18 protein-coding genes and 1 pseudogene are annotated in these 26168 nt (G+C 70.5%); 13 read left to right on the forward strand and 6 right to left on the reverse strand.

Features of this window, described 5'->3' with window-relative positions; genetic code table 11:
• Nucleotides 1–114: 114 nt before the first annotated feature.
• Nucleotides 115–324 (forward strand): annotated as a pseudogene (locus ACIBM5_RS44465) (oxidoreductase); the annotation flags it as partial.
• A 367-nt stretch (nt 325–691) separates the two neighbouring features.
• Here ACIBM5_RS44465 and ACIBM5_RS44470 read toward each other — a convergent pair.
• Nucleotides 692–988, reverse strand: coding sequence for a hypothetical protein (locus tag ACIBM5_RS44470; RefSeq protein ID WP_396012393.1), 297 nt, complete (start codon nt 986–988; stop codon nt 692–694).
• A gap of 799 nt (nt 989–1787) precedes the next feature.
• Here ACIBM5_RS44470 and ACIBM5_RS44475 point away from each other — a divergent pair.
• The 7 genes from ACIBM5_RS44475 (at nt 1788) to ACIBM5_RS44505 (ending at nt 9887) form a co-directional block, all read left to right on the forward strand.
• A complete protein-coding gene (locus tag ACIBM5_RS44475) occupies nt 1788–2354 on the forward strand; it encodes a TetR/AcrR family transcriptional regulator (protein WP_396012394.1) in 567 nt (188 codons plus the stop codon).
• 249 nt (nt 2355–2603) lie between these two features.
• Nucleotides 2604–4181 carry an MFS transporter gene (locus ACIBM5_RS44480; RefSeq protein WP_396012395.1) on the forward strand — a complete coding sequence of 526 codons (1578 nt, stop codon included), beginning with the start codon at nt 2604–2606 and terminating at the stop codon, nt 4179–4181.
• 242 nt (nt 4182–4423) lie between these two features.
• Complete coding sequence (locus ACIBM5_RS44485) at nt 4424–5770, forward strand: carotenoid oxygenase family protein (protein WP_396012396.1); 1347 nt, start codon at nt 4424–4426, stop codon at nt 5768–5770.
• A gap of 822 nt (nt 5771–6592) precedes the next feature.
• Nucleotides 6593–7762: a helicase associated domain-containing protein gene (locus ACIBM5_RS44490; protein ID WP_396012397.1), complete on the forward strand. Its 1170-nt coding sequence runs from the start codon at nt 6593–6595 to the stop codon at nt 7760–7762.
• A 385-nt stretch (nt 7763–8147) separates the two neighbouring features.
• Nucleotides 8148–9014 (forward strand): hypothetical protein, encoded by an 867-nt coding sequence (locus ACIBM5_RS44495; RefSeq protein WP_396012398.1) that lies wholly within the window; start codon nt 8148–8150, stop codon nt 9012–9014.
• 265 nt (nt 9015–9279) lie between these two features.
• Nucleotides 9280–9630, forward strand: coding sequence for a hypothetical protein (locus tag ACIBM5_RS44500; RefSeq protein WP_396012399.1), 351 nt, complete (start codon nt 9280–9282; stop codon nt 9628–9630).
• Nucleotides 9627–9887, forward strand: coding sequence for a hypothetical protein (locus ACIBM5_RS44505; RefSeq protein WP_396012400.1), 261 nt, complete (start codon nt 9627–9629; stop codon nt 9885–9887). The genes ACIBM5_RS44500 and ACIBM5_RS44505 overlap by 4 nt, the downstream gene beginning before the upstream one ends.
• Before the next feature lie 5 nt (nt 9888–9892).
• Here ACIBM5_RS44505 and ACIBM5_RS44510 read toward each other — a convergent pair whose 3' ends face one another.
• Together ACIBM5_RS44510 and ACIBM5_RS44515 are read right to left on the reverse strand one after the other, a co-directional pair.
• Nucleotides 9893–10060: a hypothetical protein gene (locus tag ACIBM5_RS44510; RefSeq protein WP_396012401.1), complete on the reverse strand. Its 168-nt coding sequence runs from the start codon at nt 10058–10060 to the stop codon at nt 9893–9895.
• Nucleotides 10057–10818, reverse strand: coding sequence for a hypothetical protein (locus ACIBM5_RS44515; RefSeq protein ID WP_396012402.1), 762 nt, complete (start codon nt 10816–10818; stop codon nt 10057–10059). The genes ACIBM5_RS44510 and ACIBM5_RS44515 overlap by 4 nt, the downstream gene beginning before the upstream one ends.
• Nucleotides 10819–10871: 53 nt before the next feature.
• Here ACIBM5_RS44515 and ACIBM5_RS44520 point away from each other — a divergent pair, with 53 nt between their 5' ends.
• Nucleotides 10872–11147 (forward strand): hypothetical protein, encoded by a 276-nt coding sequence (locus ACIBM5_RS44520; RefSeq protein WP_396012403.1) that lies wholly within the window; start codon nt 10872–10874, stop codon nt 11145–11147.
• Complete coding sequence (locus tag ACIBM5_RS44525; protein ID WP_396012404.1) at nt 11144–11539, forward strand: hypothetical protein; 396 nt, start codon at nt 11144–11146, stop codon at nt 11537–11539. Before ACIBM5_RS44520 ends, ACIBM5_RS44525 begins: the two co-directional genes overlap by 4 nt.
• Before the next feature lie 2352 nt (nt 11540–13891).
• On the opposite strand, the gene ACIBM5_RS44530 is transcribed toward ACIBM5_RS44525, so the two are convergent.
• Complete coding sequence (locus ACIBM5_RS44530; RefSeq protein WP_396012405.1) at nt 13892–15364, reverse strand: ATP-binding protein; 1473 nt, start codon at nt 15362–15364, stop codon at nt 13892–13894.
• Nucleotides 15365–17084: 1720 nt separating this feature from the next.
• Between ACIBM5_RS44530 and ACIBM5_RS44535 the strand changes: the two genes are divergently transcribed.
• Nucleotides 17085–18737, forward strand: a complete 1653-nt coding sequence (locus tag ACIBM5_RS44535) for an enoyl-CoA hydratase-related protein (RefSeq protein WP_396012406.1) — start codon at nt 17085–17087, stop codon at nt 18735–18737.
• A gap of 535 nt (nt 18738–19272) precedes the next feature.
• Here ACIBM5_RS44535 and ACIBM5_RS44540 read toward each other — a convergent pair.
• Nucleotides 19273–22431, reverse strand: coding sequence for a hypothetical protein (locus tag ACIBM5_RS44540; RefSeq protein ID WP_396012407.1), 3159 nt, complete (start codon nt 22429–22431; stop codon nt 19273–19275).
• A 783-nt stretch (nt 22432–23214) separates the two neighbouring features.
• Here ACIBM5_RS44540 and ACIBM5_RS44545 point away from each other — a divergent pair.
• Both ACIBM5_RS44545 and ACIBM5_RS44550 read left to right on the forward strand, forming a co-directional pair.
• A complete protein-coding gene (locus ACIBM5_RS44545; RefSeq protein ID WP_396012408.1) occupies nt 23215–23643 on the forward strand; it encodes a hypothetical protein in 429 nt (142 codons plus the stop codon).
• A gap of 412 nt (nt 23644–24055) precedes the next feature.
• The gene (locus tag ACIBM5_RS44550) at nt 24056–24280 is read left to right on the forward strand and encodes a TniB family NTP-binding protein (protein WP_396012409.1); all 225 of its coding nucleotides are present in this window, start codon (nt 24056–24058) and stop codon (nt 24278–24280) included.
• 719 nt (nt 24281–24999) lie between these two features.
• Here ACIBM5_RS44550 and ACIBM5_RS44555 read toward each other — a convergent pair.
• Nucleotides 25000–25683: a hypothetical protein gene (locus ACIBM5_RS44555; RefSeq protein ID WP_396012410.1), complete on the reverse strand. Its 684-nt coding sequence runs from the start codon at nt 25681–25683 to the stop codon at nt 25000–25002.
• Nucleotides 25684–26168: the final 485 nt, after the last annotated feature.

Below are 26168 nucleotides of genomic sequence, written 5' to 3' on the forward strand. Positions count from 1 at the left end.
ATGCACGGACGGGCAGGATTCCACCTCCTCCGCCACCGCATCCTCCTCCCATGACCACCACGGAGAGCTACCACCGAATGTGAGACAGAGCCGTTAGTTTTACAGTCCCCCGCCCGGCCCTCGGCGGTACGTCTGCGCGAACGCCTGGACAGCCTGGCCGAGCGGGGCGGCGGTGGGAGCGTGGTGGTCGTCGGCGACGGGCTGGCCGGCATCGAGACCGCCGAGGCCCGGCCCGGCCTGGCGGTGGCGCTGGCCGCCCGAGGCGAACTGGGCGCCCGGCTCTCCGCCGGAGCCCGGGGCCATCTGCGCAGGGCCTGCGACCGGTCGCCGAGGTTGTCGACCACGAACTCTCGTACATCGTTCCGGACTTCACGAACTCGACGGTGTGTCGGTTGGCGTACGGCGTCTCGTCGGTCAGTCCCTCGTGGACCTCGACACGGCCCTCGGCCACGACCGCGCACAGGTGGGCGATGTGCGCGACGAACTCGCCGCGATCGGCCATTCCCCGTCCGTACGTTGACGGTAGTCGGGGCGAAGTGCCGGTCGGCGGCTTCCTGGAGGCCGAGTTCCGGGGTGAGCGGGAGATCGGTGAGGGCGGCCGTGATGGTGGTATTGCTCATGATCATTCTCCGGGAGGCTTTGGTGCCCTACGGCGTGCGCCGCGCGCGAAGGCGGTGGGAACCGGAGGGGGCTACTTCCACATGATGAGGAGGAAGACCGGGACCAGGAGCAGGAAAACCCACGGTTCGATCAGGATCAGCAGCCCCAGGCCGGTGTACACGGCCGCCTCGGCCACACGGTGCTTGGTGGCCTTGCTCTTCTTAGCCCTGGCCCTGGCCTTGGCCTTGGCCCTGGCCTTGGCCTTGGCCTTGGTCTTTTTGGCCGTGCACTTCCCGGCGTCTTCGCGGGCGGACTCGGTGGATGCCCCGATGTCGTGTTTGGCGAGGGAGATCGGGGACCCGGTCGATGTGTCGGTGTGGTTGGTCATGGCGATCCCCTGTTCGGTGACGGGTGTTGGGTCGACGGTCCGTTTCGGGGCCGGGTTCGTTGCGGGTGGCCGGGTCGGGGCCACCGGCCGGCGGCGTCGGGTGCATCGATCGGCCCCTGCGCGGTGGCTCGACACATCCACGTGGGAGCGGGGGTGCCACCGGCGTTCGGTGCTTCGGGTGCCGAAGCCATCGGCGCAGTGAGTGGTCGAGCGCGTGGCGCAGATCGCGGGATACGGCGGCGACCGGCGCGCCGCTCCAGGGTTCGTCGGTACGGACCGTCATGACGCCGTCCTGCTCGCCCAACGTCCGGACGTGGGCGCCTTCGATGCCTTGCACCGTCGATGTTGCCGTGAGGGAAAACCGCACGACGGGGTCTTCGGCGCCGCCGGCCTCGATCGGAGGGAGGGCGGCGCTGGTCCGGCGTCGTAAACGGTGAGGTTCGTGCCCATGGCGAGAACTCCCGGGTAGGTTGCGGATGGCGGCGGGGTTGCGGGTGTGTCGTCTGCGGGCCGGGTCGAGCATTTCGGTGTGATTGACCACTCACAAGCCGGCGTGGAGCGAGTGGCCGGATGCGGCAGGTGGGCGTGAGCCCTGCGGCGATCCGGGGCCTCCGGGACTTGGAGGCTCTGGCCCCGCGCAGGGTGCCGATCTTCGGCGGACAGCAGACATTCAAGGGTGACCTGCATGTGAGTAGTTAATCACTCAGTAACTCTCCGGTCAAGGGAGGAGCTGCTCGTCGCCGTCGATCGCCAGGCGTCAGGGATTGACGCGATGTCATGTGAGTGATTGAGTACTCACATGAACATGGAACGTCAGAGGCAGCTCTCCACCGCCGACGAGCGCCGCGAGACGGTGCTTCGCACGGCGATCGGGGCGTTCGCGGCGCGAGGTTACTACGGCACGACGACCACGGAGGTGGCCAAGGCCGCCGGAATCTCGCAGGCGTACGTGTTCCGGCTCTTCCCGAACAAGGAGAGTCTGTTCGTGGCGGTCGTCGAGTACTGCTTCGTCCGGGTGCGGCAGAGTCTGGAGCGTGGTGCCGCCGTCGCGACGGACAGTTCGGCGGAGGCGGTGTTGTCCGCGATGGCGGACGCCTACGCTCTCTTGATCCGGGACAACGACCTGATCCTTGTACAGCTTCACGCGCAGGCCGCAGCAGCGTCCGAGCCGGCTGTCCGGGAGGCCGTGCGCGCCGGATACGCGCGACTCGTGGAATACGTGCGTGGCGCGTCCGGTGGCAAGGACCCGGAGGTCCAGCGGTTCTTCGCGACGGGAATGCTCTGCCACCTGGTGTCCGCGATCGGCGCCGACGAGGTCGACGCGCCGTGGACGCGGACGTTGATGACCGGCGTACGGCACTACTGAACGGGCGCGCTCGGGCACGGTTCGTCACGCCCCGCGCGCGGTCCGGTGGTCGGCCCGACCTCGGAGTCGGTGGTTCTCTGCCCACGGAGTGAGTGACTAGCCACTCAGTTTTGGGTGCCGTTGGTGTCGTACGTGCTCCCGTCCGGTTCCCGCGGCGGCCCGATGTGCCACGGCGTGGTTGTCGCTTCTCGGGAGGCACTTACCGGGGCGTCAAGGATGATTGATCAACCACACATGGACGGAGTTCTCATGCGAGACGACGACCGCTGTTCCGAACCCGCCACCGATTCCGCGACGAAGGCGCGCGCGGTAGGTCCCGGGGTGATTCTCGGTGTCCTGGCCTGCGCGCAGTTCGTCGTGGTGCTCAGTACCTCCATCGTCAACGTGGCGCTGCCGCAGGTGCGCGACGGTGTCGGGCTGTCGGGGTCCGGGATGGCCTGGGTGATCAATGCGTACGGACTGGCCTTCGGTGCGCTGCTGCTACCGGGGGGCAGGGCGGCCGACCTGGTGGGGCGCCGTCGCCTGTTGCTGGGCGGGCTCTCGGTGTTCGCGGCCGCCGCGCTGGCCGCGGCCCTGTCGACCAGCGGATGGCAACTGATCACGGCCCGTGCGGTGCAGGGCGTCGGCGCGGCCGCGATTGCTCCGGCGGCGTTGTCCCTCGTCATGCAGGTCTTCCCCCCGGGGCCGGGCCGGGGCAGGGCCCTGGGGGTGTGGGGCGCGGTGTCGGGGGCGGGTGGCGCCGCGGGGGTGCTGCTCGGCGGCGTCCTCACCGAAGAACTCGGCTGGCGCAGTGTGTTCTTCGCGAGCGCGTTCACCGCCGCCGCCGTGCTGGCGGCCTCGGGCCGGCTGGTCCGCGTCGGCGAGGCGACGGGACCGCGGCCGAGTCCGCGCGGCCTGGATCCGTTCGGGACGCTGACCGTCACCCTGGGCCTGGTGGCGCTCGTGTACGCCCTGACCGCAGCCGGGCGTTCGGGCTGGACCGACCCGTGGGTCCTGGCCTCGATGGCGACGGCCCTGGTGCTGCTGGCACTGTTCGCGGTCATCGAACACGGCCACCCCGCACCGCTGTTGGCGCCTCGGCTGCTCGCGGCGGGCAGCGTGGCGCCGGCCAATGCGGTGATGGCGTTGCTGGGCGCGGTGTGGGTGGGACTGTTCTTCTTCCTGCCGCTCTACCAGCAGCAGGTGCTCGGCGAGAGTGCGCTGACGGCGGGCGCCACCCAACTCCCGCTCGCCATCGCGAACATCGCGGGTGCCTCGGCGGCGCCGCGACTGGCGCGTCGATGGGGGCTCTCGAACACGCTCGCGATCGGTATGGCCGTGCTCACGGCAGGCTTCCTGTGGCTGTCACGAGTCTCCGCCGACGGCGGTTTCCTCCGCGATGTACTCGGCCCGACGGTGTTGATCGGGCTCGGCCTGGGAGTTGCGTTCGTACAACTGACCGCGGCGGCGGTCGCCGGCGTCGCGGCCGCGGACGCCGGGCTGGCCGGGGGGCTGGTCAACACCACCCGGCAGATCGGCGGCGCGCTCGGCCTCGCCGTTCTGGGCACCCTCGCCGCGTCCCGCACCGACTCGTTCCTTCCCGGGACGTCTCGCGCGGCGGCCCTGACCGAGGGCTATCGGACCGCCTTCCTGGTCTCGGCGGCGATCACCGCCGTGGGCACGCTGTTCGTCCCACTCGTGGCTGCCCGCGGCCGGGGCGGATCCCAGCCGACGAACGGGGCGGCCAGCGGCGGTGCCGAACCGAGCGTCGAACCACAGCCCGCCGCCCCGGACGGACACCGCAGCACCCATGTCACGACGCCCCCGGGACAGGAGAGCGCCACGTGAGCCGTGACGGAAACGGCGAAAACCCTGGTGGAAGAGGGAAGTCGGAGTCCAGCCGATTTCCCTGCGACGCGGGCACCGACGGTTTCGGACACGACCCCGGGGCCCTCGCAGGACCATCGCGCATCCGAGGCCCCACTCGCCGAGGACAGGCACCGTAACCGGTCCACCACGATCAACACGCCGAAGCCGATATCCCGAAGCCCGAAGTCGGAGTCGAAGTCGAAGCCCGAGAGGACCCACGAATGAACAAGCCCTACCTGGCCGGTCACTACACCCCGGTCACCGACGAGGTCACCGCCACTTCCCTGGTGGTCGAAGGCACCCTCCCGGCCGAGTTGACCGGTCGGCTGCTGCGCGCGAGTCACAACCCCAAGCCGGGCGTTGTTCCGACACACTGGTTCAAGGGCAGCGGCATGGTGCACGGCATCCGGCTGCGGGACGGGAACGCCGAGTGGTACCGCAACCGCTGGGTGCGCACACCGGCCCTGGACGGCGCGCCCTACATCACGGAGCAGGGCCCGGACTTCAGGGTCAGCACCGCCGGCACCCACGTCATCGAACACGGCGGGCGGTTGCTCGCGCTGTGCGAGTCCGCGCTGCCCTACGAACTGACGCCCGAGCTCGACACGATCGGCGCGTACGACTTCGGCGGCCGGCTCCACTCCGCCATGACCGCGCACCCGAAGGAGGATCCGGTCACCGGCGAACTGCACTTCTTCGCGTCGTCGCCATTCCCGCCGTTCCTCACCCACCATGTCGTCGGTGCAAACGGCGCTCTGGTGCAGAGCCAGGAAATCCCGGGCGCGTCGGCCGCGCTCAAGCACGACTTCGCGATCACCGAGCACCACGTCGTCTTCCTCGAGGGGTCGGTCACCTTCGACCCGACCGAGCACTCCGGCATCCCGTACGCCTGGAGCGATGCCCAGCGGTGCCGCATCGGGGTCCTGCCGCAGGGCGACGACGGCGCGGCGAAAGTGCGCTGGTTCGACATCGAGGCCGGCTTCGGCATGCACTTCGCCAACGCCTACGAGGACGTTCTCGGCCGGATCGTCATCGAAGGCGTCAGGGTCGACCGTGACGGCTGGCAGCGCTCGTGGAACTGGTGGGTGGGCGCACCCGGTCGCGGGGCAGAGCCGGTCTCCGGTTCCACCGGCCGCCGTTGGGTGGTCGATCCCGGCGCCGCAACCGCACGGGAGGAGCAGACCGACGACCTGAACGTCGAATTCCCCACCATCAACGAGACTCGCCTCGGCCGTGTCCATCGCTACCAGTACGCCCTCGCCTTCCCTGACGATCAGGGCATCGGCAACCACACCCTGGTGAAGTACGACCGCGTCACCGGGGAGCGCCGGTTGCGCCCCGTCGGGGTCGGCCAACTCCCCAGCGAGGCGGTCTTCGTCGGCGCCGCCGACGCGGTGGACGAGGACCACGGCTACCTCCTGACCGTCGTCAGCGACCTCAACTCCGACGATTCCCGACTCCTGGTCCTCGACGCGCGCGACCTGACCGCGACCCCGGTCGCCACCGTGCACCTGCCGCGCCGGGTCCCGGCCATGATCCACGGATCCTGGATCCCGGACCCGAATTGACGTGCGTCCCGCGTCGGTCGACGCCCCGTCGGCAAGGTCCGGCGGGGCTGGAGACCCGACCCGTCCCGTCCGTCCGGCGACATGGTCGGCTCGCCGAACACGGCCCGCGCACAGGCCTCGCCCTCCCGCCGACCGCACGGCCCGACTCACGTCAGCGGTTGGCCGCTATCCCGCGACGAGGGGCGCGGCCGGGGCGAGTGTCCCCTCGGGGCGGAGGCCGGGCGGATGGGTCATGATCCAACGCGATGCCCGCCGCGGCTTCGGCAGTGCCGGCGGCCGAGGCGCGGTCACGGCGCCTTGCTTGAGTCGGCGGATGCAATAGTTCACGGTGGCGCGGCCGCCGTGGAAGCCTTGGCCCTGGACCTCGCGGAAGAGGAGGCCGGCGTTGCGGTATCCCTGGGTGAACCGCTCGGGGAGGTACGGCTCGAAGTCGTCCGGCAGTGTCCGGCGCCGAGCGACCGAGGGGCCTCGCGTTTTTCGGACACGACTGTGACCGTCGATTCATGCGGCGAGTCGCAACCCTTCGAACTCGCTGTGTACCTCGCTTGGAGGGCGGAATCCCACCCCCTGTCGGCACCGCCCGCGATCTCTCCTGGGGCGGGCTGCAAGATCCGGGTGACCGGCACGCGGCGCAGCACGGGTGGCCGTCGACCACGCACCCGACGACGACACGGACAGTGCGGCCGACGGTGGCGCAGCGGTGGGCGTGGTGGAAGACGGCGCAGCGGCGAGCGGCGTGGGGGCGGGCGGCGACGGGGGTGGTGGCGCGGGGGTCGTGGAGGGCGGGGGCGGGTGGGGAGGTCCCGATGTGCCGGGCGGGGTGTGGAGGTCGAGACGCGGCCGTTTCTGCGGTTCTCCAGCCCGCGTGACCCGGCGGTGGTGGCGGACTTCGTGCGGCTGCGGGTGATCGACCTGGACGAACGCGACTGGATCCGCGGCTACCTCGCCGCCAGGCGCTTCCTCCGCGCGCACGGGCATATGAGGATTCCGCTCGACGCGCGGGACGAGCGCGACCACGACTATCCGATCGGGCAGTGGGCCGCGGTGCAACGCAGGGAGTACGCGGCCGGGCGCCTGGACGCCGGCCGGGTGCGCAAGCTCGTCATGCTCGGGATGTTGTGGTCCCACCCCGACGCGGCCTTCGACGACAGGCTCGCCGTCGCGCGACGGTATGTCGAGCGTGTGGGGCACCTCGCCGCGCCACAGGGCGCCGTCCGGGACGGCGTACGGGTGGGTCAGTGGCCGGCGAATCAGCGACGCCACGGCGTGATGGACGCGTATCCCGAACGCGAGGCGGCGCTCCGGCAGTTGGACCCGTGGTGGCGCCCCGACGGATGGACCACCGCATGGCAGAGAGCCGCCAACGAGGTCCGGCTCTTCCTCGGGCGCGGCGGGGCCCTCGACGAACTCGCCCCCGGGTACGTCGCGGGCGGTGAGGACATCGGCAGATGGGCGCAGCGGCACGCCACGCCCGCGGTCCGGGCCAAGCTGCTGCCCGGACAACTCGAACAACTCGACGCACTCGGCATCCGCCCCGAACACGGGCATGGGCAGGGCGCGGCGGCGGGCGAAGGTGACGCGCAGGGCGGTGTGGCGGGGGCTGTGGGCGGCGGCGTCGAGGACGGTGGGGCGGTGGCGGCCGGCGGCGGGGCCGGTGTGGATGGTGTGTCGGTGGGCGGCAACGTCGACGGGGCCCGGGCGCAGCGGCGTGGGCGGGGCGCGTGGGAGACGGCGTTCGCCGCAGCCGTCGCCTACCGCCAACGCGAAGGCCATCTCGAAGTACCCCGCGCGCACGTCGAGACCGTTCGGGTGGCGGACCGCGGCACGGCCGCGCCGGAAGGCGATTCGGGGACGGGTCCCGGCACGGCCGTGGCCGGCGGCGAGACGGTCGAGGTGCGGCTGGGCAAGTGGGTTAACAACCAACGCACCAGGCGCGGATCGCTCGACGAGGAACGGGTACGGCTGCTCACCGGACTCGGCATGCGCTGGTGAACCGCGGTGTCGGGCGGGGGTGTCCGGGTTCGGCGGGTGTGAGATTCGGAGTGGGATCGAGGGGTGGTTTCGGTGTCGGTGGGGGTGTCGGGTCGCTCCGGTCGGGGGTGGGACGACGTGGTCGTTCATGGGTCGGGTCGCCGGGTGCTACGGGGTGGACACCGATGACGTGTTGCCCGATTGGGTGGAGGCCGCCCGTCGCTCAGGGACGGCGCGCTGAAAGGGTTTGTCATGAGGTCGGACGTCGACGATGATCACCTCGTGACGACCAGAAAGGGCCATGCCGTATAGGCGCCCCGCTCTCCTCTCGGCCGCTCGCGCGCCGCCGACCGCCGCTCACCGCTGCGCCCGATGGCCGTGACCGCCCACCCAGGAGAGCCGGCCCGTGCAGAAGACTGCCCTCGTCCCCTACGCCCACCTTCCCCGAGCCCACCACGACCGCCACGTCCTGACCAGTACCGTCGACGTCCTCGGCGTCGCCCACTGGCTGCTCACCGAACGTGCTCCGCAGCCCGCCGGCGATCTCCCGCCCTTCGACGCGCTGGTCGTCTCCGTTCACCCGGGCGGCAACGTCGAACTCACCGAGCTGAGCGCCGTGCGAGCCCGTTGGCCGCGCCTGGACCGCCTGCCCCACGGCGGATTCGTCGTCGCCGCGCCTCGCGCCCGCCGATACGAGGACGCGAACCAGGTCCAAGTCTTCGACGCGCTCGGCCGCGAGATGTCGTCCTTCTCCGTCGGGGACGCCATCGAACACCTGCTCGTTGACGAGGACGGCTACATCTGGGTCGGTCACTTCTACGAGAACCCGGCCGGAATCCGTCGCTGGAGCGCCACCGGCCGGCTCGCCTGGACGTCGGACGGCGCCCGCATCCCCGGCCTCTTCGACTGCTACGCCCTGAATGTGTCGGGCACCACCGCCTGGGCATGCCCCTATACGGACTTCCCGCTCGTCGAGATACACCCCGACCGCCCCGACCGGGCCGTGCGGGTGTGGGCGAACCGCGTACGGGGCGCCAAGGCGGTGGCCGTCCACCGCGATCGGGTGGTTTTCTACGGCGGCTACGGCGAGGAGCGAGACCGACTCGCCCACGGAGAGCTCACCGAAACATCCGTCGAGCCGACGGACGCCGGTGTGCTCACGCTGCCCGACGGGCCCGCCCCTGGCCGCCGGCGGGTCGTCGGTCGAGCGAGCAGGATCTACGTCCAGGCCGAGCCGTTCACCGCGTGGGGTGTGTTCGACATCGGCGGCTGATCCCCGGCGGCCGGACCCGACGACGGCGCGGTGGAGGGCGGCTTTGGCCTCGGAGCGCAGGCGGCGGGCGCGGAAGGCTCGGGCGTGGAGCAGGGCGGCGAGTTATTCGGGATTGTCCGGTCGGACAGGTGCGCGGTGTCCAGGCGGCGGCCGTCTTGGATGGTGTGTGTTGGCGGATCCGGCGGCCGGTCGGTTGGATGCCCTGTCGGTGGGGCGCCGGCGATTAGAGTGGGGCGGTCGGATCGTCGTGAGGGAGGGGTGTGGGGTGACTGCCGAGCCCGAGTATTCGACTCCGGTGATCGCACGGCCGGAGTGCACGATCGAGGGTGTGCGTGCGGCGATCGCGTTGTTGGCGCCGCACTGGCTTCCCGAGATGGACCGGTCCCAGCGCGAGGCGACCGCGAAGGCGTTGGAGATCAACCGGCTCGACCCGTTGCGGGGCTGGTTGCGGCACTGGGCGGCGATCGCGGAGATCGAGCGTCACCCGGACCTGGCGTTCCGCTATCACCACGCCGAGCAGGTCGACACCGTCAGCGACGACCCCGGGGTGCGGGCCCGCGGTGTTCGGGTCGCCGGCGAGTTGTTGCGGGCCGCCTACGCCGCGGTGGGCGTGTGAGCTGGGGCTGGGAGTACGAACCCGACCAGGCGAGCGTGGTGGGCGGTGCGCCGGAGGCGTTCGTCGCCCTGGTCGAGACCGCGGTCGCGGAGATCGTCCGCGCGGCCGAGGCCCTGTATCTCGACGGGACGCTGTACGAGGGCCCCAATCCGCGTGCGGCAACCGCGTACTTCGACGACGGCATGTTCGTGTACCTGATCGTGGTACGCAGCGAACGCGTCTACGTCCTGCAGACGACGTACCTCCCCGCCCACTGACATCTTTACGTCCACACCCGGACACCTTGGGTGGCTTGTGTGTGGCCGGGCAGGGCGGTGAACAGCATCCGCTCCACGCAGCGGTTGAGGTTCTCGATACCGCCCTTCAGGTGCGGGTTGTAGGGCGGGAGGACGGTGATGTCGGCGTCCAGGGCGGTCAGCGCGGTGGTCACGGTGCGGGAGAGGAAGTCCCTGCCCCGGTCGAACCGCACGTGCTCGGGCAGTCCTCCGAAGGGCCCGTAGAGGTCGGTGCGCACGATCGCGGAACGCAACGCGGCCACGACCGAGGCCCGCGTGGGTAATCGGGCGTGACGGCGACACCGGTGACGACTTTCGTGGTGGTGTCGATGAACCAGGTGACGTACGGGTGGACGAGGTCGCCGTCGGCGGTCACGCGCAGGGAGGCTTGGACGTGGTCGGCCTCCCAGACGTGGTTGCGCCAGGTCGGGGGGCGCTTGGCGAACACGTCCAGCGCCCGGGCGGCTTCCGGGCCCTTGCGGTGGCCGACCCGCTCCCCCGCGGTCAGGTCCCGACGGAGCGCGCGCAGGAACGTCGACAACGACGGGAGTGGAATCAGCAGCGGGACGGCGGCCAGCGGCGCACCGCCCGGGAGCGGCGTCCCGCTCGGCGGGGGCGGTGGTGAGGCGGGGGCGGCGGGGTCGCCGGCCGGCGTCCCCGGACCGGTGGCCGTACGGGCGCGGGCGACGAGTTCACGGTGGACCGCGGAGGCGTTGCCGCGCCCATAGGCCAGCAGCACCCGAATGTCCGGGGTGATCTCGAACCGATCGCCGACGCGGGCGCCCGGCGAGACGGCGGCGGGTGTCGTGGTGGCATCGGCCAGCCAGCGCCACACCGTGCGGTCGGCATCGACCGCGGTCTGTCGGAGACGTTCAGCGGGGGTCCGGTGGTGGGCCTTGGTGCCCGCCCGCATCGGAGATGTCGGAAGTCGTGGAATCGCCTCTGCAGCGTGTCTATAGTGGCGCTATGACGTCGACGACGATCCAGGTACCGAGAGAGACCCGCGACCATCTCGCCGAACTCGCCAGGGAACGCGGACTGAGCATCGGCCAGCTGGTCGAGGCGTTGGCTGCCGAGCAGCCCACCGCCGCGCAGCGGGCCGAGCGCCTGGCCGCCGACCGGGAGACGGTGCGTTCGGTGATCGGTGTTCCGATCACCGACGAGGAATTCGACCAGGCGCCCGACATCCTCGCCAACATCCACCGCATCGCCGCCGACAAAGCCCGGAAGACCCACGCGTGATCATCCTGGACACCGGCGCCGTCAAGGCACTCGCCGCCGGCCACAAGACCCTGGGCCTCCTCGCCGGCAACATGGCCCGCACCCCCGGCGACCACCTGATCGTCCCCGCGCTGTGCCTCGTGCAGGCCGAAGCCGACGCGCAGGGCGCCGCCCATCGGGTCCTGACGCTGTCGAGCGTGACTGTCGACCCCCTCGAGACCGTGGCGTCCGTCGCGGTCGGCACGATGATCCGCGACGGCCTCGGCGGACCCGACACCTGCCACGCGCTGTACTGCGCCCTCCCCCGGGCCGAGTTCACCGGCATGTCCATCCTCCTCACCACCCGCGAGGACGCCTACCCACCCGGCATCGTCACCGTCGACATCGACGCCCCCGGCATGCTCGGCTTCTGACGGCGGGAGAACGACCACGACGGGAAACCGTCCCGGCACCTCGATCGAGGCGCCACATCACCACCACACGCACCGCACCCTCGAGCACGACACGCGCCCCGGAACCCGTCGCCCACCGGTGACCGGCCACGCATCCGGACACGAAGCCGGGCGACCGCGTCCCGCGTTCCCGATTCCCCCGCGCGTTCGCACCACGACGTGCCCGCTCCCGACGAACCGGATGTGAAGCAGTCGCCCCGTGGCTTCGGCCTCGACATGCAGGCGGCGGGCACACCGGGGCGGGCGCGGTGCGGCGACTCGTTCGGGGAGCGGCCCGCTCGGCCGCGGGGTGATGGGGACGACCGCTAGGAGGCACCGGTGGCGGGTTCGGGGGCGGCGGTGCGTCGGAGCGCCGCCGAACACGAGCACACACAGGGCGTTCAGGGCGTCGAGGAGCACGCCGTCGGCCGCGCGGGGGCCGTTCGTCAGGTGGGTGGCCGGCAGGCCGAACGCCGTGAGCAACGCGGCCCGCAGGTGGGGCAGGGCGGGTTTCACCGCGACCAGGGCGCGGTGTACCGGGACACGGCGCAGGACAGACGCAGGGCCTGGTGGAACGCGACCGTCCTGCCGTGTCCGGGGTCGCCGTACACGCACACGAACCCGCGGACGCCACCGGGTGGGCGAGCGCTTCGGCCACAGCGCCGAGTTGGCGTGTCGACACCGGGTGCGCGCCGGGTGTGTACAGGCGCGCGCCGTGGGCGAACGGCGACGGCCGGGTCGCGGCGGGGCCGGTCCCGGCCGCGGCCGGGGTGTGCTCGCCGGTGGGCGGTAGGGTCTCGCCGGTGGGCGGCAGGGTGATCCGGCCGGCCTCGCAGGCCGTGCCCGGGAGCGCGAGTTCGGCCAGGGCGCGGTCGTAGCGGTCCCGGTCGCGTCGGGTGTGCGCGGGTCGGGAGATCTCCAGGACACGGCCCGCGTGTTGCTCTTGCTGCACGGCGCGGTAGAGCGTCGCCGGCGACGGCAGGGGGTTCGTGGTCGGCGACGGCGGGGCCTCGTGCGGGTGTTCCCGCATCCAGTCGTGCAGGGCCTTCACGTTCGGGCCCGGGTCCGACAGGCGCGCCCACACCGCGTCCGTGAGCGTGAAGGAATGCCGCCGGGCGGGTTCCGCCCGTCCGGACTCGCGGGCGATCGCCAACCACCGCCACACCGTGCGCGGCGCCACCGAGGCCGCGGCCGCGGCGATCCGCACGTGCACCGTCTCCAAAGACTTGGCCTCGTCCAGCGCGAGAAGACGGGACACCACCAACCGGCGCGTCAAAGCACGGTCCCCAGACACCGACGCGGGAGACGACGCCTGCGCGGCAACGGCGGACGGCGGCGGCGTGCGGGAGGTACCCGGGACCGAAGAAACCGGCGGCGGAGACGACTTCACGCTCATACCCGCAAGCACACCCCGCCCTCGAGCCGGCCGACACAGGAATGCGCATCCCCACGACAGCCACACCACGCATGTGCCAGCCGCTGTTGGGCAGGCCACGACAGCGGTTCGCTCACCCCGTGACAGCCAACAATCCCGCGATCAGCCGGACAAAGCCCAGCTCAACAAGGGGAAACCGGACCCGGAACCGCTGACACCCAACCCGCTGACACCACACCACACACTCACACGGCCGGTGGCGTTCCGGTGCCGGTGGTGTACGGCGCGGCGGGCCGCAGGGCCGGAGGGGGTGGTTCGGGTGGTTCGGTACGCGGCGCGGCGGTGGGCGGGTGTGCGTGCGGCACGCGCGGTGGGGCCTGGACGCGGACGCCGACGGGGTGCCAGAACACCCGGACTTGCTCGAGGTGGCCGCGGCGCGGCGGCGGTGGGTGTGGCGCGGCGGGCGGCGCGGGCCGGAATCGATGCCGGGGCGGTGTTCGGGGTCGCGTGGGCGGTGGTGTGTCGGTGGCGGGAGTCGGCGCTGCACTGGAAGCGGGGGGATCTGGCCGCGTCGGTTGCGCGCGGTCGCGGGTGGGGACGCCAGGGGTGATTTCGCGTGGTGGCGGGTGGTCGGGGGGGACGCGGCGGTGTTTCCGGAGGTGGTGGCGGTGGTGGACGCGCTGCTGGATCCGGGCATGGCGCAGCGGTTGTGGCGCGACGGCGGTGCCGGGCGTCCTCGGACGTTGCGGGTGGACGGGGCGTTCTGCCGCGAGCTCGGGGTACGGGTCGGACGGCCGTGGCTGGGGCCGGTGATCGCGGTCGACTACGGCGGGCCTTTGATCGCGTGGATGGGCGCCGTCATCCGCAGGCGGCGTGGGGACGCGGGTCCGGGGTGGGGTTCGGGTGGGTGGATGACCCGTGGCGGGTACGGCAGGAGGATCGGCCGGTGTCGGTGGGTGTCATGTCCGGCCGTAGAGCGTGTGGAGGTCGACGAGGAGGATGTGGGGGTCGGCGTGGGCTGCGGCGCGGGCCTTGTCGTTGAAGCCGGCTCCGCTGAAGCAGACGAGTCGGGTGTGGGTGGTGTCGTAGCGTCCGGCGTGGCCGATGAGGGTGCGGATGGCGCGGAGGCGTTCGATGTGGGCGATGCCGATGATGTCGTTCCATTTTGCTTCGCCGATGGCGAGCATGGGTGGTTTGGTTCCGTCGGCGATGCCGATGGCGGCGACGTCGATCTCGTGGCCGGTGCGGGCCTTGGGGTCGTGGACGGTGCCGTGGCCGACTCGGGCGGGCAGGCCTCCGAGGAGGTCGGGGTCGGCGTGGTGCAGGGTCCAGTCCCGGCAGACTTGTTCGAAGTGGGGGCCCAGGACGTTGCCGGCGAAGCGGCGGCGGCTGGCCTGCCAGACCCGGGGGGCGCTCCCGGGGCGCTCCAGTTGGTCCCAGACCGGTCGCATGATGGCGTGGTGGAAGCGGATGAGGGGTTCGGCGATGCGGTAGGTGGGTCGGTTGTCGCGGAAGACGTCGGCGTCGCGGTGGAGGAGTCCGGCGTCTTCGAGGACGTTGATGGGGTGGGCGATGTCGGTGGCCTTGCGTTCGAGGTAGCCGGCCATGCCGCCGCGGGTGGCGTTGCCGTCGGCGACGGCGGCGAGGACGGACAGATACAGGGTGGTGTCGCGCAGGTCGGGTTCCTCGGCGAGGAGGTAGCGGCCTTCGCGGAAGAGGGGTGTCTCGGGGTTGAGGACGGTGCGCACGACCCAGTCGTCGAAGTCGTCGGGGCCGGTGGGGCTGTCGCCGCGGGCGAACTCGCGGCGGTAGGCGGGTGTGCCGCCGACGACGGCGTTGACGCGGAGGGCGAGGTGGGGGTCGGTGATGTCCCAGAAGTCCGCGGCGAGGCGGTAGTCGAGGGGGCGGACGAGCAGTTCCAGTCCTGCGCGGCCGCGCAGGGGGGCGTTGCCGGACAGGAGTTTGCCCATGAAGGACAGGGCGGAGCCGCACAGCAGCAGTCGCGCGCGGGAGGCGGTGCGCTGATCGCGCAGGGGGCGGAATGCCTCCTGGATGACGGACGGCAGTTCCGGATTGGCCTTGGCCAGGTAGGGGAATTCGTCGATCACGACGGGCACCGGCCGCTGCGCTCCGAGGGCGAGGAGCGCGTCGACGACCTCGAACCAGTTCTCGAAGTGGTGCGGGCTGGCGGGTCGGGTGTGGGCGGTGAGGCTCGCGCTGATCCGACGCAACGACTCCGCGTCGGCGGCCTCGGTCGCGCCGAAGTAGAAACCCCCGGCGGCACGGCAGGCGGCGTCGAGGAGGAACGTCTTGCCCTGACGTCGCCGTCCGGAGACCACGCCGAGACTGGCCCCGGGTTGCTCGTCGGTGATGAATCGGGTGAGCGCGGACCATTCGTAGTCGCGATCGAACATCTCGGGGGGCTTGTCCACAGAAGTCCTCACAGAGATAGAAGTACAGTTCTATAAACCATACCTCTATCTAGTATGCTGCGGTTGGAGCCGACCGGAACCCGAGACCACGACGACGCCACATCACGCGCTCCGACGAAGCCCAGCGGGATGAGCGGCCGGTCGTGGCGGTCGGCGCGCAGCGTGTGTTTTCGCGGTGGGTGGTGGCAGGTCGTCGGCTTGGCCGGAGCGCGAATGCACCCGGCCCGAGAGGCCCGGGAGGACGAGGTGGTGCTCGCCGGCTCTCTGTTCGCCGATCCCGGGTTCGCCGTATCGCAGGGCGAGCAACCGCAGGCGCTGCCGCGGTGGGGGCTGTTCGAGACCCCCCCCGGCCGCGGCGCGGGAGAGGGCGTCGGCGTGGCAGCGGCACATCCGCGAGATCGAGACCGGAGTGGCCGGTGTCGGTGGTGGCGGGACGCCGCGGCCGGAGTACGACCCCGAGCGGTGCACCGTGGCACAGCGGGAACGGGCCAAGGCCGAGGAGATGCGGGCGTCGGGGTGGGCGGGGGTGAGTGTGGCGACGGTGCAGCGCATGCGCGGCCGATACCGATGGCAGGGGCTGTGGGGTTTGGTCGACCACCGCGCCACACGCGGCGCGAACGCGACCGGGCGCAGCGACGAGCGGGTGGTGGTGGCCGTGTTGGAGGTGTTGCGGCGGCAGCGGGGGCGGTCGAAGGGCACGGTGGAGGGGTTGCGGCGGTGGGCCGGGGAGATCCTGGAGCAGACGCACGGACCGGGTGTGGTGGCTTTGCCGTCGCGGGCGACGTTTTATCGGTTGGTGAATGCTCTGGCCGATCCGGCGGAGTTGCCGGGGCGGCCGGCGCGGACCGCGAGCGCGACGCCGCCGCCGTTCGCTCCCGTGGGCGCGTCACGGCCGGGTGAGCAGGTCCAGGTCGACAGCAATCCCAGTACATCCCACAACACCCGCGAAACCCGATACGAGTGCGAAAACCCCAGCTCACAACCCCACCCGAGCCCACCCCAACACCCCACACCACACCCCCGAAAACCCACCCACCAACCCCACGCCCGGAACAACCATCCCGACACAACAGCGAAACCCCCGACCCACACACCCCACCACGCCCCCACAACCAACAACCAACAACCACTCACAATCGGGGACCGGCGCGGGTTCCCGAACTCTTCGGTCTTCACCAGGTTCTTCCGCCATCGCACGGGCGAGACCCCGGCCGGCTTCCGGGCCCGCGCCCACGGCAGCGGGACGTAGCGGTACGAGCGCCTCGCCACGACCGGGCCGCGACACCACCACCTCGCGTCCCGCTCCGCACCCGATGCCATCACCGCGATCCCGGCACCACGCCAACCACGACGCCGACGACGCCGACGACGCCGACGCCGACGCCGACGCCGACGCCGACGCCGACGCCGACCAGTGTCACCACCGAGCCCGCCATGGCCCCGAGAGCATGGACGGCGACCCGGGGTAAAACCCGTGGTTCGTCGTCCTTTTGATCGAGATCGCCGTGGTGCCCGCGACCACGGCCCCGGGGTTCGCGTTGACCGTGAAGGGACCTGCGGCAATCGCGGGTGCCTCCCTGCTCACGGGGCCGCCGCCGTCCGAGGTCTTCCCATCCGGACGCACGCGGCGGCGGAACACAGGCTCGCCATGGGCGTTCACAGGCGCATGGCCTCGACGAATGTTCGGATCCGACGATCCGACACATGGAACGGAAACGCCGTGCGACGCATCCTTCTCATCGCCAGTGGCAACAACGGCCTGACCCAACGCGCCGACCTGGCTCTTCGGGCGGCCGGCCACACGGTGCGACTCGCCGTGGTCGCCGATGAGTCGGACATTCTGCAGGCAGTCGCCCCGGCGGATTTCGACGTCGTCATCTGCCCGTTCCTGAAGACGCGCATCCCGTCGTCCGTCTGGAAGGCCTGGCCCACGGTCGTCATTCATCCGGGCGCGGTCGGCGATCGCGGACCCTCCTCGTTGGACTGGGCCATTGCCGACGGTGAGCCGCTCTGGGGCGTGACAGCCCTGTCGGCCGTGGAGGACATGGACGCGGGGCCCATCTGGGCGACGCGCACGTTCGCGACGAGCGACCCTCCGGCACGCAAGTCGGCCGTCTACAACGGGCCCGTCGCCGACGCGGCCGTCGCATGCGTTCTCGAGGTCGCCCAGAAGGCCGGGGATCCCACATTCCTGCCCGTGCCCGCGGAGCGATACCCGAAGGCGGTGCCCTCGGCTCGCCTGCGCCCGGCGATGTCACAAACGGACCGCGCGTTCCGGTGGGACTCACCGGGGCCGGACATCGTGCGATCGATCGCGGCGGCGGACGGATTCCCGGGGGTGCTCGCGAACATCGGTTCCGGGTCCGCCTACCTCTACGACGCGCGCTTGGACGGCCCGGTCGCCGGAGCGCTCCCGGGCACGATCGTGGCACGCCACCACGAAGCCGTGCGCGTGGCCGCCCGGGACTCCAGCGTATGGATCGGACACATGCGCGCCAGGACCGAACGCACGGCCCGTGCCTGCAAGCTTCCCGCACTGCAAACGCTGGCGCGCGGCAGTTACGGGGTGGACGTCGCGGCCCTGCCCGAAGCGACGTACTCGCCGTACACCGATATCGAGTACCGCCGCGAGGGTGACATCGGATACCTCACATTCGACTTCTACAACGGCGCCATGAGCACACGCCAGTGTGAACGACTCCTGTCCGCGCTGCGCCAGGCAACGGCCCGGGACACCAAGGTGCTGGTCCTGCGGGGCGGTTCCGAGTTCTTCTCCAACGGCATCCATCTCAACGTCATCGAGGCCGCCGATCGACCGGCGTTGCAGGCGTGGCTGAACATCACGGCCATCAACGCCGTCTGCCGCACCCTCCTCACCACCACCGGACAGGTCCTCGTCGCGGCGTTCGAGGCCAACGCGGGCGCGGGCGGTGTGATGCTTCCTCTGGGGGCCGACGTGGTCGTCGCCCGGCCGGGCATCGTGTTGAACCCGCACTACGCGACCATGGGACTGACCGGCTCGGAACTGCACACCTACACTCTGCCCCGGCGCGTCGGCGACGCGACGGCCCGACGACTCACCACCGACTGCAGGCCGATCGACGCGCAGACCGCGCTCGCCATCGGCCTCCTCGACCGCATCGGCCCCGCCGGGAAAACCGACTTCGACAGGTGGTTGACCGACCTCGCCCGGGCGGAAGTCGAAACACACGAGCAGACCATCGACACCAAACGCAAGACCCTGTCCGTCGACGGCGCCCTCAAACCGATCGCCGCCTACGAGGCCGAGGAACTCGAGGCCATGGCCCACGACATGTTCGCGGACCGCCAAGGCTTCGCACACAAACGCCACCGCTTCGTCTTCAAGCTCTGAACCCCCACCGACCCACCCCCCACCCCGCCATGGGGGCTGGGGGACCGTGCCTCGTCCAGGACGAGGGCCCGGGGGCGGGCGGGGCGGCGAGTTCGGCCTCGAGGAGTCGGTCGAACTCGCCGACGCAACACGGAGGCCGGCCCGGCAGTTCCAGGGCGGCGCGCAGTTCCCGGCGCACCGCGCGGAGAGTGCGGCGGATGGGGAAGGCGATACGGCGGACGTCCTGGTCGGGCACGAGTTCACGCAGGCAGCCGGCGACCGCCACCGGTGCGCCGGTCGCGCCGGGGCCGGGAGCCGCCCCGGACGACACGAGGGACGACGGACGCACTGTCCGCGGTGGCGTTCGGGGACCCGGATCCGGTGACGGAGTTCCCGGTCGTGCCAGTACGGCGGTGGGGCCGCGAAGGCGTCGAAATCCAAGTGGTCGGCAACCCGCCAGGACCCTCACAACGAAACCGAGACCTCCGCCCGGGCCGGATGCGCACCCGTCACCCCGCCGAGATCGAATGTCGTGTCTGTGGTCTCGTCTTTTCGGTCAGGGTGAGCCGCCCTCCGAGTCGGGGTGGGGATCTTGGAATGTCGGCATCCGCCAAGGCGCCGATGCGGTGCCGTCGGGTTCGATGCCGTACCGACCCACACAGCCGGTCGGTTTCCAGTTGGTGAGGAAGCCATAGTCGATCAGAGCCCGCGCAAGCCTCCATTCCGCAGCGGTGTCGCCTGCGGCCGCCCGTCGGCTGAGCATCTCCTTCAGGGGGCGCGGGTTGCCCAGGTCGGCGGCCCGGTGGGCGAGGCGTTCGGCATCCGCACGCCTGGTGTGCTCGCGTGCGGTCACCAACAGACCCAGTGGGACGTGGTCGTTGGCATGAGCGGCTCGGAGGGCGAGCCCTTCTGCCTCCGCCGACCGTGCAGTGCGTTCCAACAGCAGGCAAAGTTCGCCCGACGCTTGTGGTTCGTGCCGGTCGACGCCCTCGCGCAACAGGTCTTCGACCTCGGCGCAGTCGCCCAACCTCAGCCGGGCTTTGGCCAATTGCACGAAAACATCGTGTTCGCCCAGTTCTGCGGCACGGCTGGCCAGCTCTCGTGCTGTCATCATGTCGTCACGCGCCAGAAAATCCAGGGCCAGATCGACGAGAGCCTCCGGGACGCCGAGATCGGCAGCCGTGCGCAAGACACGGAGCGACGCTTTCCGATCACCCGCCACGGCTCTCAGGTGTGCGTGGTGAGGGAGGACGCCGATGTCGCCGAGTTCCGTCGCCTTGTGGGCGAGGGTCTCCGCCATCGGCCAATCGCCCGCCTGCTCGTGCGCGGCGATCACGTCCCGCAGGGTATGGGTGCCGTGCCGGCGGTCGGTTTCGATGGCCAGGCATCGAGCCGAGGCGAGATCTCCGGCGGCGATGCGGTCACGCACGAGGGTCGCGAGAACCCGGGTATAGCCGTGGTCGGCGGCCTGATGCGCAAAGCGTTCGGCTGCGGCGTGGTCGCCGGCCGCGACACGGGCTTGTGACAGGTCGTCCAGAGCGAGGAAGTCGCCGTTGTCGGCGGCGACGAGCAGGTACTCGTCCGCCCCTGCGCGGTCGCCCCGGTCGAGCCGTGCCCGGGCCAGGTCGCGGTAGGCGTCCGTGATGTTGTGTTGCAGGCCCTGTCGGGCGTAGTCGAGCGCGCCGGCCTCGTCGTCGTCGAGCCTGAAGCGGGCGAGGGTGCCGTAGGACCAGTCGATTCCCAGCTCCAGAGCTTTGCCGACGAGGGCTTCGGCCCGTTTCCAGTCGTCATGGTCGATCCAGGCGTCCACGACATCGTCGATGAGGCCGCCGTTGTCATGGCTGCCCGCCCGGAGGGCGAACTCCTCGGCTTGGGCCACCTCGCCGGCCTCGATGCGTATCCGCACTTGCTCTTCCAGCGCCTGCGGATGGCCGAACTCCGCCGCCGCGGCACGCAGACGCCCTCCGCGCCGACCCCGAGGGGCAAGACACCACAGCGCGGTGGGGTTTCCCCGTGTCGCCGCGGCGAAGGCGAAGCTTTCCGCTTGCTCGGCGTCGCCGATATCCGCGTGTATTCGCGACAGCGCCGCGAGGGCCTCGGTGTCGCCCGCGTCCGCCGCCGGTCGATACAGCAGGGCGGCGTGCCGCAGCCGGCACCGCTCCCGGGCCGCGGCAGCCAGGGCCGAACGGTCGCCCCCTCGGGTATGTTCGACCGCGCTGTCCCAGAAGGACGTGGGTGGGCACACTCCCCGGCGGGCCACCATCCCGTGTTCGTGGAGGACGTCCGCGAGTCGGTACACGCCACGACCGGTTTCATTGCCGGGTCCGCGTGGTCGGATCCGAGCCAGGGGCGCCGTGGCGCCGTGGCAGGAAAGCGCGCACTCTTCCAACGCGCGCTCGTACCAGTCCTCGGGTAGGGCGTCCCACTCGTCGTCGTCGATGTAGTCCGTGGCGGCACGGGCAAGGAAATCGTGGGCCAGGGCGGTGCCGTGGCCCAGGCGCCGTGCGTCGACGGCCGCGTCCAGGACCGCCCGCGTGGCCACGGGGGCGTTGCGGTGGCGCGCCAGCAGGTCCGGGGCGCCCGCCAGGTACTGGGCGATCCGCGTCGGGTCTTCACGGTTCAGGGCTGCCACGAGACGCGGATCGTCAGCGGCTTTGGCCCATGCGCCCTCGACCTCCGCGCCCGTGAAACGGGAGTCCACGCGCAAGGCGGTCCCGGACAGGAGCTTGCGCGCGTGCAGATGACGATCATCGTGTCCTTCCCGGCTCCCAGGCGGCGGGACGGTGAGGCGGGCCCAGTGGTCGGGCCACATCGTCGCCAGCAACAGGACCGGGTGTCGTCCCGGCTCACGGATCAGATCGCGCAGAAGCAGGGCTATGCGTTCGGAGCGCAGGTAATTCTGGGCCTCGTCGAGCCACACGACGGTCCCGGGGCCCACACGGTCGAGCGACTCGGCCGTCGTCTCCCGGTCCAGCGGGTGCCACAGGCGCCAATCGCGGGGAAGGCTTCGAACGGCCTCCCAGCAGGCGCGTGTCTTGCCCGTCGACGACTCCCCGACCAGGGTCACCAGCACACTGCGGCCCTCGACGGCTTCGAGGGCCCGCTCATGCAGCGCGCCGTCGAGCGCGCGAGTGACATAAGCGGGCAGCACCGACAAGGCGCCACGCACGTGTTCCGGCTCCTCGATCGCGGGATGCACGCCGAACACCAAGGCGTCCTCGTCCACCAAGTCCGCGATCGGGCGCCCCGGCGGCGCCGGCCGACGAGGACGCGTCGATGTCGGCGGCGCTCCGCCGGTGTGCTCCCGACCTCCGCCGGACGCGACCCGCTCCTCACCGGAAGACGTGGGCACATACGCGGACACGGCACTCGCCTCGCGGACGCCACGCGCTCGCGTGCCCGTCTCACGTCTGCGCTCCTGTTCGGCCGCCCGGCGCAGCCGCGCAAACGAGGGGCCCTTCCAGCCGGGCGTCCTGGAGGCGGCCGACGCCTCGAGGCACGCGACGAGGAAGGCGAAGGCGTCGCCGTCCTTGGGCACCGTTTCACCCGCGAACCACGTACTGAGCGAGGACTTCGACAATTTCAGCGAGGGCCGGTGCCGGCGGGCGGCGGCACCGAGCATGCCCCAAGACGGATTACCCGCATCGCGACGCAGCGCCGCCAGTGCCTCGACCAGGGCACGGCCACAAGGTCGATCCGCATCGACCACGGTCACCGGCCCCACGTCGTGTCCGGCGTTCGCCGCGAACGTTCGTCGAACGATTCCTTGTTCACCACCCGACCAGCGTAGACGTGCCGTTCGCCCGGAAGCGCCGGTGGCCGAACCCGACGGCGAACCCCCGTACTTGCCCCCATCGGACCACTCCGCACGAGATCGCCGACCCAAGAGGGGACATACCCGTGAACGCAAACCGACCGGACGCGACGAATCCGTCACCACGCCCCGAACGCCACCCGCACCCACAGCTCGACCGAGTCCGAACGGCGGTGGCCACAGCCGTGATCTCGGCAGCCGCTCGCGCACTCCTGAACCGAATCCTGGAGGCCGTCGCCGACAACGGATGACCGAACCGCGCGCCCGGACCACACCGCGCCGCGCCCCTCACCCGACCCAGACGCGGACATCACGACGCGACCCGGCCACGCACAAGGCAACTGCGGAGCGGGCGGGGCCGGCCGACGAGGCCCCGGACCAGACACACGGACCGGGTGCAATGGCCCACGCCTCCGGGACCCCGCCGGCCCCGAAACGGATGTGAGCGGCTCCCGTCACGGCGTATGGGTACATGCCGATACCACCGACCGGCACCGACCACCCCGAACCGGTGCCGGAGCGCCTTCAGGCCGATGGCGAACACGGGATCCGCACCCACCACCACGAGGGTCCCGGGCCCGCTTCGCGGGCACCTCCGGCATCGCCACCCGGCACGGGAAGTCGGAGGTCCATCACAACCCCCACGACGGCCGCCGGGTGTGGATCCGACCGCCCGACGGCAAGTTGACGCAGATCCCCCGGATCCACCGCGACCACACCCACCACCCGTTCGACGACCGCACCCGGCGGTACGTCAAAACGGCCACCGCCCGCCACGCGGACCGCGACCGGTACGAGGCCGACCTCGCCGATGCGCTCGACCGGCTCATGCGCCGCGCCCACACAGGACACTCCACCCGTGCCGAACAACGCCTCCTCACCCGCGGCACACCCACCCGGACTCCCCCGCCGGCACGCGCGGTACGCGAAGAGTGGGAACAGGACCTCGACGACACGGTCTGCGGAAAGGACGAGGACGGCCTCGACGAGCTCGACGACGGTTGCGACGAGTCCCCGCTGCCGGACACCGGCGAAGACGAACTCGACTCCCCCGCCCCGCCGTACCCGGGATACGGGCTCTACGACGCACACGAGGAGACCCTGAAACGGTGAGCCCCGGCGTGCACTCCGGCGACGGCCCAGCCGGCGAGGATGCGGACACGACGGAACAGTCCCGGCCGGTCACCACCTCGCAGGGCTGGCAGAACTTCGCGACCACACACCCCCCGACGCCACCCGACCCCGGCGCACCGCCACGCAGCCGGGAGGAACGCCCGGCCTACCACTCCGCGTTCGTGACCCTCCGCACCCCGACCATCGACACCCACGCCACGAACACACGCACCCCGATGCTCCCGGGCCCGGAACCGCCGGCAAAAGACCACCGCCCGACCGACGTCGATCGCCGGCGGCCCCGCCGCCGCGGGCAAGACCACCACCCTGCACCCGCGCCGGACGCGCCTGCCGCCTCGCGGAGGCCGCCCGACACGGCGCAGGGGGTGGAGGGTTGGAGGAGTGGGTGCCGGTGGCGTACGTCCTCGTACCGCCGGGCGCGACCGCGAAGGCCCTCGCCGCCGAGTTCGCCCGCTATCTCGGCGTCCCCGTCACGGCCCGGATGACGCAGGCCCAGATCACCGAGGCCGTGTGCCACACCCTCGACCGCGCAGACGTCCGCCTGGTCCTCATCGACGAAACCCCGCCGCCCTCGACCCGCGCACCACCACCGGCGCGGAAACCGCCGACCTGCTGAAGGACCTCACCGAACGCATCGGCGCGACGTTCGTGTACGCGGGCATCGACGTGGTGACAACCGCGTTGTTCGGTGGGGTACGCGGCGCGCAACTCGCCGGACGGGCCTCGCCGGTCGAGTGCGGGGCGTTCCCCACACGGCTCGGCACACGCGAACCGTTCAAAGAGTCGATCACCGGAGTGGAAACCGCCCTCGACCCGAACGCACATCGACCCGGGACACTCCCCCGCCTCGCGCCCTGCCTCCACCGACGCACCGCCGGACGAATCGGAAGCCTCACCCGCCTCATCCGCCAGGCCGCCATCACCGCCATCGACGACGGCACCGAACGCATCACCAAAACCGGCCTCGACGCGATCCGCCTCGACCACACCGCCGAAACCCGACACCGCCCCACTACCACCGGGCCCCGCGCACCCGGGCGGTAGACCGCCGTCCCACCTCTGCGACCCAGATCAAAACGCTGTGACCAGCACAAACACGATCCGGGCATTTACACGGACGAGGTATGTGCAATACCCCCGCGAGTTCTCAACGAAACCGCCACACCCCCAGGTCAGGCCCCCACGGAGCCCGCTCGGACGGCCCTGAGACATTCTCACCCAACCCGCGACACCCCAACCCACACCACCACCCACACACCAAACACCACCCCCGGAATCACACCCCAGCCCACCCCTGGCCGTTCTATACCTACGCCCGGAAGTCACAATCCATATTTACCACGGGAGAGGTTCATCATCCGTTGTATTTTCCGAAGCACTGTAGGACTGCCAGTCAATACCGGGCGCTTCTAGCACCCAGGTAAGCTGTTCTGCATGCCTCGCCCCCAAAGTTATGTCGTATTCGACGGACCCTTCTCGGACGGGAGAAACCAGACCGATCCACCGACCTCCCGCGACAATTCGGGAACCTTGAGCAGGCCAGCGCCATTCCTGGTAAAATAGAGCGCATTCTCCGTGAGTCAGAATCCACTCAAGTGGAACATTCGTGGCGGTTGTTGCTTCGGGTGCGCCAAATACAGCCTCCAATACCGTCGCATGAATAAGAAATTCCTCCAATGTTTCGCCCGTTTCTCGCCACGGCGTCGGCTTGCCGGTGGCATCCTGATCGTAGACTGCATGGCCGTCTCCGTTCGGATCGAAAGCCCAACTCCAGTTGCCTTGACTTTCAGCCCAGAATTCGATCAGCCCGCCATTTTTCTGAAGCCGTTCAAGTGGAATAGCATAATTCTGCGGAGTAATTTGCCCATTCCATTTCGAAGAAATCCGATGCCATTCAACAAGCTTTCGAGGAGCGATTTGATCCTCGATCGGCACACATGGGGATGCATTGGGGGTCCCGTACCATTCCTCGAGGAAACGGTCCAAGTCGATCCAATTCTTCGGAATCAAGGTGCTCATGCTCCAATTATGCAGCAAGCTTGGGGCGTGCCGCCAGCATGTCACGCGTGGGTGAGTCTGGCGAGATATAGCCTCGCGCTTTCAGGAACCCGGGCCGCGCACTCCGACAAGGAGGGCGCCAACCCGGAAGAAGACGTTCAGATTCCACACGCTGTGGGCGTTTGCTGACCCCGGGGCGAACGGTGTGGGCCGACCATACCGAGATCACCCGCCAAGCCCTCGCGCAACTTCCGAAACGGCACCAGCGGGGTCGAAACACACCGAAATGGAACGGAATCGGCGGGCGGCACTCACGAGTTCCTCGCTTGCTTCTCCGGGCAGGGTCGGTGGCTGTCGTCCTTGGTCGGGTTCACGATCACCGACCGGATCCACGCGGCGTCCTCCACGCACCGAGGGGAGCATGCACCCGGCGTACGACGCCCACCTCTCCCGTGTGTGGGCGTATGGGTCGCAGACGTCACCGACATGCTCGACCCGTCAGCCTG

The organism is Embleya sp. NPDC050493 (assembly GCF_044458105.1).
Taxonomy (GTDB): domain Bacteria; phylum Actinomycetota; class Actinomycetes; order Streptomycetales; family Streptomycetaceae; genus Embleya.